Genomic DNA, 6777 nt, shown 5'->3' with positions numbered 1-6777 from the left:
ACCATCAACACTGTCCTGGGTCCGGTCCCCGCTCGTGACCTGGGCGTCGTCGCGGTGCACGAGGCATTGCTGTCGGTGGTCCCGGGAGCCGAGCACGCGTTCGACGTCACGATGGATCGCGCGGAGATCTTCGAGACGCTGGCGCGGAAGCTGACGGACTTCCGGGACCAGGGTGGGACCACGATCGTGGACAGCACCGGCATGTTCCACGGCCGGGACGTGGCGCTGTACGAGGCGCTCTCGCGCTCCACCGGCGTGCACATCATCGCGTCGACGGGCATGGGTCCGGAGGAGATGCTCGGCGGATACTTCCTGACGCCACAGACCAACCCGCCAACGCCGTGGCCGGCGGAGAAGTTCGCCGACCTCTTCACCCAGGAGGTCGTCGACGGCATGGTGGTTCCCCGCGTCGAACGCCGCGGCGCCGCGGGCCTCGTGGCCACTGCCGCGAGTCGCGAGGGCATGACGGCCACCGACGAGAGCCTCTTCCGCGGGGCTGCCCGAACGGCCCTGAGGACCGGCGTCCCGATCTCCATCCGGTACGGGATGGACGCGGTGCACGACCTCGAGATCGTCCTCGACGAGAACCTGCCGGCAGAGCGCGTCATCGTCGGCGGACTCGACCGCAAGGACGCGGTCGCCGCTGGCGCACCACTCGAGATCGCCCGTCGAGGGGCCTTCGCGGCCCTCGACCACGTGGGTCTCGAGGATGCTGCCCACGTCACCGACCGCGAGCGCGCTGGGCTGGTGCTCGAGCTGGTCACGGCTGGCCGTGCAGACCGGATCATCCTGTCCAGCAACGCGATCGGCGTGGCCAAGGGCCAGCCTGACGCCGACCCCACCCGTGACCTGCCCTTCGGCCATGTCCTGTCGACGTTCGTCCCCGTCCTCAGGTCACAGGGGGTCAGCGACGAGGACGTCCAGCGCATTCTGGTGGAGAACCCGCGCGCCCTGCTGACGATTTCTCAAAGGTGACTGTTGTGTCGAGAGTGAACACCGTCCTGGGACCGATCCCGACCGAGGAGCTGGGGTTCGTGGCCGTCCACGAGCACATCGGGTACGGCATGCCCGGTTCCGAGCTGGACTCGAGATGGTGGAAGACCCCAGAGGAGCGGTATGAGCAGACCGTGCCCAAGCTCCGGGCCTTCCACGAGTACGGGGGCGGGACCTTCGTCGACGCGACCGGCATCTGCAACGGCCGCGACGTCGACCACTACAAGTCGTTGTCGGCGAAGACCGGGGTTCACATCGTCGCCTGCACCGGCTTCGTCGGAGGCGACACCGCCCTGCCGTTCTTCGCTCGGGCGAGTGTCGACTACCTGACCCGGCAGTTCATCCACGAGATCACCGTCGGCATCGGGGACACCGGCAGCCGCGCCGGCGTCATCAAGGTCGGCGTGAGCCGCGGCGGCCGCATGACGGACCTTGACAAGCGCATCTACCGGGCTGCCGCTCGCGCCGCCCTGAGCACGGGCGTGCCGGTCCTGACCCATCTGGCCATCGACGCCGAGACGGCGATCGCCATCTTCGGGGAGGAGGGACTCCCGCTGGACCGAGTGCTGTTCGGGCACGCCGACGACGGCGTGAACGCGGAGAAGACGCGCGACACGTGGATCGCCGAGCAGGGAGGTCGGGTCGGCTTCGACACCTTCGGCTACGAGACCGAGCTCGAGGACCCGCCGTTCTGGGCGCGCCCGCGGAAGGAGCGGCTGGACCACTTCCTCCGCTTCATCGACCAGCACCTGGACAAGGCGCTCGCCTCGGCCGACGCCAACTGCAGCCCCTTGGGCTGGCCGGGCGTCAAGGGCCACACCGTCAACTACATCTTCAAGGACCTGATCCCCGACCTGCGCACGGCCGGCGTCGACGAGGCCACGATCACGCGGCTCTTCGTCGACAACCCCGCTGAGTTCCTCACCATCCAGAACTGACCCACCCTGATCCACCCAGAGCTCAGGACGCAGACCCACCCGCGGCGCAAAGAGGCGCCCAGCCCAGAGAGAGACACCACCATGCAGACCTCAGACCTGAAGGACCTGACCGTCGCGATCGTCGGCGCCGGATATGCCGGCGCAGCCACGGCCAAGGCCCTGAGCCTGCTCGGCGCCGAGGTCAACGTGTACGAGCAGGCGACCCAGATCCGGGAGGTCGGCGCCGGCATCGGTCTGCGTCCCTCCACGATGGGCCGGTTCCGCGAGTGGGGCATCTTCGACGCCATCGCCAAGGTCAGCTCCCCGAGCGACTACTTCGAGATCCTCACCGCCACCGGTGACCCGATCATGAAGGAGGCGTGGCCGGAGATCGACACCTTCGGCGCGAAGACCCACCTGATCCACCGCGGCGACTTCATCGACGCCTTGGTCGGTGTGCTCCCGGAGGGCATGGTGCACTGCGGTCACAAGCTCGAGACCGTCGAGGACGGGGGGGATCGCTCCGTCCTCACCTTCGCCAACGGCGCCACCGTCGAAGCCGACCTGGTCGTCGGGGCGGACGGCATCAGGTCCGTGGTGCGCCAGCAGCTCTTCAGCGACAAGGAACCGGTGTTCTCGGGTGAGCGCGCCTACCGCGTGGTGATCGACGTCGCGGACGCCCATGGGATGGCCGTCGACGACAACCTGCGGATGTACATCGGGCACGGCACGAAGGTCTACTTCCTGCCGCTGCGCCACCGCAACCAGGTGTCGTTCGACGTCACCAGCCTGTGCCCGGACAGCACCTGGACGCCGAAGGTCACGAAGGACGAGCTGCTCGCTGAGGTGGAGGGCTTCGACGAGCGGATCGTCAACATCACCCGTGACCTCGACCTGGACGCCGTCAACGTCCGGGCGGTCTACGACATCGACCCGGTCGACACGTGGCACTCGGACTCCGTCGCCCTCGTCGGCGACGCGGCCCACTCGATGCTGCACCACCAGGGCCAGGGAGCGAACTCCGCGATCCTGGACGCCGGCGGCCTCGCCGACGCCCTGGCCCAGGCCGACTCCGTCAAGGAGGCGCTGGCCCAGTACCAGCAAGCGCGCAAGCCGGTCACGGACGAGCTGCAGCGCATCTCACGCCAGGGGTGGCGCGAGGACGAGGTCGACGAGGTCTTCCCCGGGCAGAAGCCCGTGTCCCAGCAGCCCCAGGCCTGACGCCGTGCCGCTGCACCCGGAGATCGCGAAGGTCCTGGCCTCCCTGCCCGCGCCTGCTGGTGAGCCACTCGACCCGACCGCCATGCGAGCGGCCGAGGAGGCGCAGGTCCCTCCCGTCGAGGAGCGCCTGCCCCTGCACGCAGTCGAGAACCTGACCGCATCCACCCCAGTGGGGGACGTGCCCGTCCGGGTGTACACGCCAAGGGACTCAGCGGCATACGGCCTGATGGTGTACTTCCACGGCGGCGCGTTCATGCTGGGGAGCCTGGACACGCACGACCACCTCGCGCGGTCGCTGGCGAAGGCGACCGGTCTCAAGGTCGTCTCCGTCGGCTACCGCCTGGCGCCGGAGGCCGCCTATCCGGCCGGTCTGGAGGACTGCTACGAGGCGGTCCGCTGGGCGGCGGAGAACGGCGAGAGCCTGCAGTGGGACGGGCGGACCCTGGCCATCGCCGGCGACAGCTCGGGAGGCACGTTCGTCGCTGCCGTGGCTGCCATGGCCCACGACGAGGGGTTCGAGCGCATCACCCACCAGGTGATGTTCTACCCCTCGCTGGACCAGGACTTCGACGTCGACCGCTATCCGTCCTTGCGGGAGAACGCCGAGGGGTACGGCCTCGAGACGGCGTTGCTGAAGCCCTTCAACGCCTTCTACCTCGACAGCGGGGCGGACCCGGCCGATCCGCTCGTGTCGCCGATCAAGCGCGAGCACCTCTCCGGCTTGCCGCGCGCCCTGGTCATCACGGCGGAGTACGACCCGCTGCGTGACGAGGGCGAGCGCTACGCCGAGAGACTCAGGGAGGACGGGGTGGAAGCGACGGTCAGCCGCTACGCAGGTGCCAACCACGGGTTCGTCTCGAACTTCTCCTGGATCCCGGAGTTCCACCGCGCCTTCGACGAGACCGCCGACTTCCTGAGAAGAGAGCCATGACGCACGACGTCGCCGTCCATCCCCTGGTCTCCCCGTGGGGCCGATTCGGGCTGTACACCTTCTTCATCGATGCTCCCGAACCGGCCATCGTCGACACTGGCATCGCCTCGTCCCCGGCCGAGGGGATGGCTCCGGCGCTGGACGCCCTTGGGCGCCGGATCGAGGACGTGCGCTGGATCCTGCTCACCCACGGCCACATCGACCACATCGGCGGTGCCCACGCCCTGTGGGAGCTGACCGGCCGGAAGGCCGAGGTCGTCATCCACGAGGCCGACGCGACGATGCTGCGGTCGCGGCGTGCCCACGTCGAGGAGTACCTCGCCGGCCGGGGCGGATTCGTGGATGACCCGCAGGGCGAGGCGCAGGTGACGGCCGCGGGTGACGCCGTCATCTCAGGCGAGATGGAACCCTCTGTGCTCGTCAAGGGCGGCGAGACCCTGTCCCTCGGTGATGACGTGACGGTCTCCGTCCACTCCATCCCCGGCCACACGCCCGGCTCGGTCGCCTATGTCATCGACGGGCAGCGCTCCGTCTTCGTCGGTGATGCCGTCCAGGTACACGGAGCGGCCAACGGGTTCCCCGGGTACGTGGACCCGGTGCCCTACCGCACGAGCCTGGAGTACCTGCGCGACGAGATCCGTCCGCAACACCTCTATCTCGGGCATCCGTACCGCACCGCCGACGGGGTTCCCTACGGTGTGGAGCTCGACGGCGAGCTGGCGCAGCTGGCGCTCCAGGAGAGCCTGGACATCGAGGCACGGATCAGCGCCGCCGCCCAGCGGTACCTGCAGCAGGGCGTCCGGGTCACCGAGTCTGCCTACTCACCATTCGCGTGGGTGGCCAAGGAGCTCGGCTACGAGGGCGATCCAACGCTGGAGCCGGCGCCGTTCTTCACGACGATGCACGGCTACCTCACACAGTTCACGCGGACCCTCTTGGGACAGGACAAGGAGCGGACAGGCGATGGCTGACCTCCGGACGTGGGACGCGGGCGGACGGACCATCCGCATCCGGAAGGACCTCCGGGTCCCCATGCGGGACGGCGTCGAGCTCGCCGCCGACGCCTACGAGGGTGTCGAGGACAGGCCGCGCCCGGCGCTCGTGGCGCTGAGCCCGTACGGCAAGGAGCTGCAGGCCCTCGCCCTGACCACGCCACCGCAGCGCCGTCCCAGCCCGATGTGGGACGGCTGCATCGAGGCCGGTGACATCGCCCGGGTCGTCGCGGAGGACTACGCGCACGTCATCGGAGACCTGCGGGGCTCCGGGGGCTCCGGCGGCGAGCACATCGGCAACTACAACGCCGGAGGCGTGCCGCTCGGCCAGGACGCCTACGACTTCATCGAGTGGGTCGCCGCGCAGCCCTGGTGCGACGGGAACGTCGGCATGGTCGGCATCTCCTACTTCGGCTCGATGCAGGTGCTGGCCGCGGCGGAGCGTCCTCCGAGCCTGAAGGCGATCTTCGTCTCCGGAGGTCACTACGACTTCTACGAGACGACCTACCACGGCGGCATCATGTGGCTCATGCCGCGTGCGGCCCGGGAGGGTCGCGGCGGAGACTCTGGTTGGGCGTTCACCGACCGGGTCAAGTCGCGGATGCTCGAGACCTACTCCTCGGAGGAGATCAGGGAGCGGGTCGCGGCGCGCCTCCAGGATCCGGACATCGCCGCCTGGCCGAACCTGGTGCACGTGTTGCACTATCCGAACAACCACGAGGCCTGGTTCGACATCGTCATGAACGAGCTCGACGGGGAGTGGTACGAGGAGCGCAACCCGGTCACGCTCGCCGCCAACATCGAGATCCCGGTGTGGCTGCAGCTCGACCACGGCCGCGGGTGGACCCTGGACGGCACGATCGAGCTCTACAACACCCTCAAGGGTCCCAAGAAGCTCGACATCGGCCCCTACCCGCCCATGCAGTCGCGCCCGTTCATCGAGGAGCACGACAAGATGTTCCGCTGGTACGAGTACTGGCTCAAGGGCATCGACAACGGCGTGATGGACGAGCCGCCGGTGACGGTCTTCGTGGAGGGCTCGCGCGAGAGCGTGACCGCGCAGCAGTGGCCGCCGAGGCCGGTGGATTACCGGCCGTTCTACCTGCGGCCGCGCCACCAGCTGTCAGCCGAGCCGGAACCGTTGGGGGCCGAGTTCGTTGCACCAGACGGGTTCTACCAGGCGCCACTCACGGTGACCGACCAGGTGCAGCTGCTCACCTGGGGCACCACGCCGTTCGACGAGGACACCGAGATGATCGGCACGGGCGCGGCCCACCTCTTCGCGGAGATCGACCAGGAGGACACCAACTTCATCCTCCGTCTCTGGGACGCCGCCCCGAACGGTAAGCGCCAGCTGATCACCACCGGCTACCTCAAGGCGTCGCACCGCGAGCTCGACGTGCGCACCACCGAGGGCAACCCGTACCACCCGCACACCCGCACCGAGCCGGTCGAACCGGGCAAGGTCGAGGAGTACGTGCTCCGCCTCTACCCGTTCGCGAACGTGTTCAAGAAGGGGCACCGCCTGGTCGTGGAGCTGTCCAACTGCGAGCCCATGGCCGACGAGCACAACGCGCTGCTGCCGCCCGACGCCTTCCACCTGCCGGTAGGCCGGCCCGTCACCCACAAGATCTACCGTGACGCCGCCCACCCGTCCCGGCTCGTGCTGCCGTACACGACGCGAGCAGGCAAGGGGGAGTGACAGCGGCCGTCCAACCGCGGG

Annotated in this window: 6 protein-coding genes; all 6 read left to right on the top strand. The window is 68.9% G+C overall.

Translation table 11 applies throughout. The annotated features are described in order from the left end of the window. Positions 1–975, top strand: a 975-nt coding sequence (locus tag VJN29_RS06640; RefSeq protein WP_324142829.1) for a phosphotriesterase, incomplete at its 5' end; no start/stop codon positions are given. A gap of 5 nt (positions 976–980) precedes the next feature. Further along, positions 981–1931, top strand: a complete 951-nt coding sequence (locus VJN29_RS06635) for a phosphotriesterase (RefSeq protein WP_324142828.1) — start codon at positions 981–983, stop codon at positions 1929–1931. A gap of 81 nt (positions 1932–2012) precedes the next feature. Further along, a complete protein-coding gene (locus tag VJN29_RS06630) occupies positions 2013–3131 on the top strand; it encodes an NAD(P)/FAD-dependent oxidoreductase (protein WP_324142827.1) in 1119 nt (372 codons plus the stop codon). Between the two features lie 4 nt (positions 3132–3135). Next, positions 3136–4062, top strand: coding sequence for an alpha/beta hydrolase (locus VJN29_RS06625; RefSeq protein WP_324142826.1), 927 nt, complete (start codon positions 3136–3138; stop codon positions 4060–4062). Continuing rightward, a complete protein-coding gene (locus VJN29_RS06620) occupies positions 4059–5033 on the top strand; it encodes an MBL fold metallo-hydrolase (RefSeq protein WP_324142825.1) in 975 nt (324 codons plus the stop codon). The genes VJN29_RS06625 and VJN29_RS06620 overlap by 4 nt, the downstream gene beginning before the upstream one ends. Further along, positions 5026–6756 carry a CocE/NonD family hydrolase gene (locus VJN29_RS06615; RefSeq protein WP_324142824.1) on the top strand — a complete coding sequence of 577 codons (1731 nt, stop codon included), beginning with the start codon at positions 5026–5028 and terminating at the stop codon, positions 6754–6756. Before VJN29_RS06620 ends, VJN29_RS06615 begins: the two co-directional genes overlap by 8 nt. Positions 6757–6777 lie beyond the last annotated feature (21 nt).

It is taken from the genome of Intrasporangium sp., assembly GCF_035280925.1.
In the GTDB taxonomy this organism is placed as follows: Bacteria; Actinomycetota; Actinomycetes; order Actinomycetales; family Dermatophilaceae; genus Intrasporangium.
The sequence above is the reverse complement of the archived record's forward strand: the minus strand, read 5'-3'. Positions and strand labels throughout refer to the sequence as shown.

Bases quoted from the DNA above. Each gene is read 5' to 3' on its own strand.
- VJN29_RS06620 (WP_324142825.1), top strand. From the start codon at position 4,059: ATGACGCACGACGTCGCCGTCCATCCCCTGGTCTCCCCGTGGGGCCGA.
- VJN29_RS06630 (WP_324142827.1), top strand. From the start codon at position 2,013: ATGCAGACCTCAGACCTGAAGGACCTGACCGTCGCGATCGTCGGCGCC.
- VJN29_RS06615 (WP_324142824.1), top strand. From the start codon at position 5,026: ATGGCTGACCTCCGGACGTGGGACGCGGGCGGACGGACCATCCGCATC.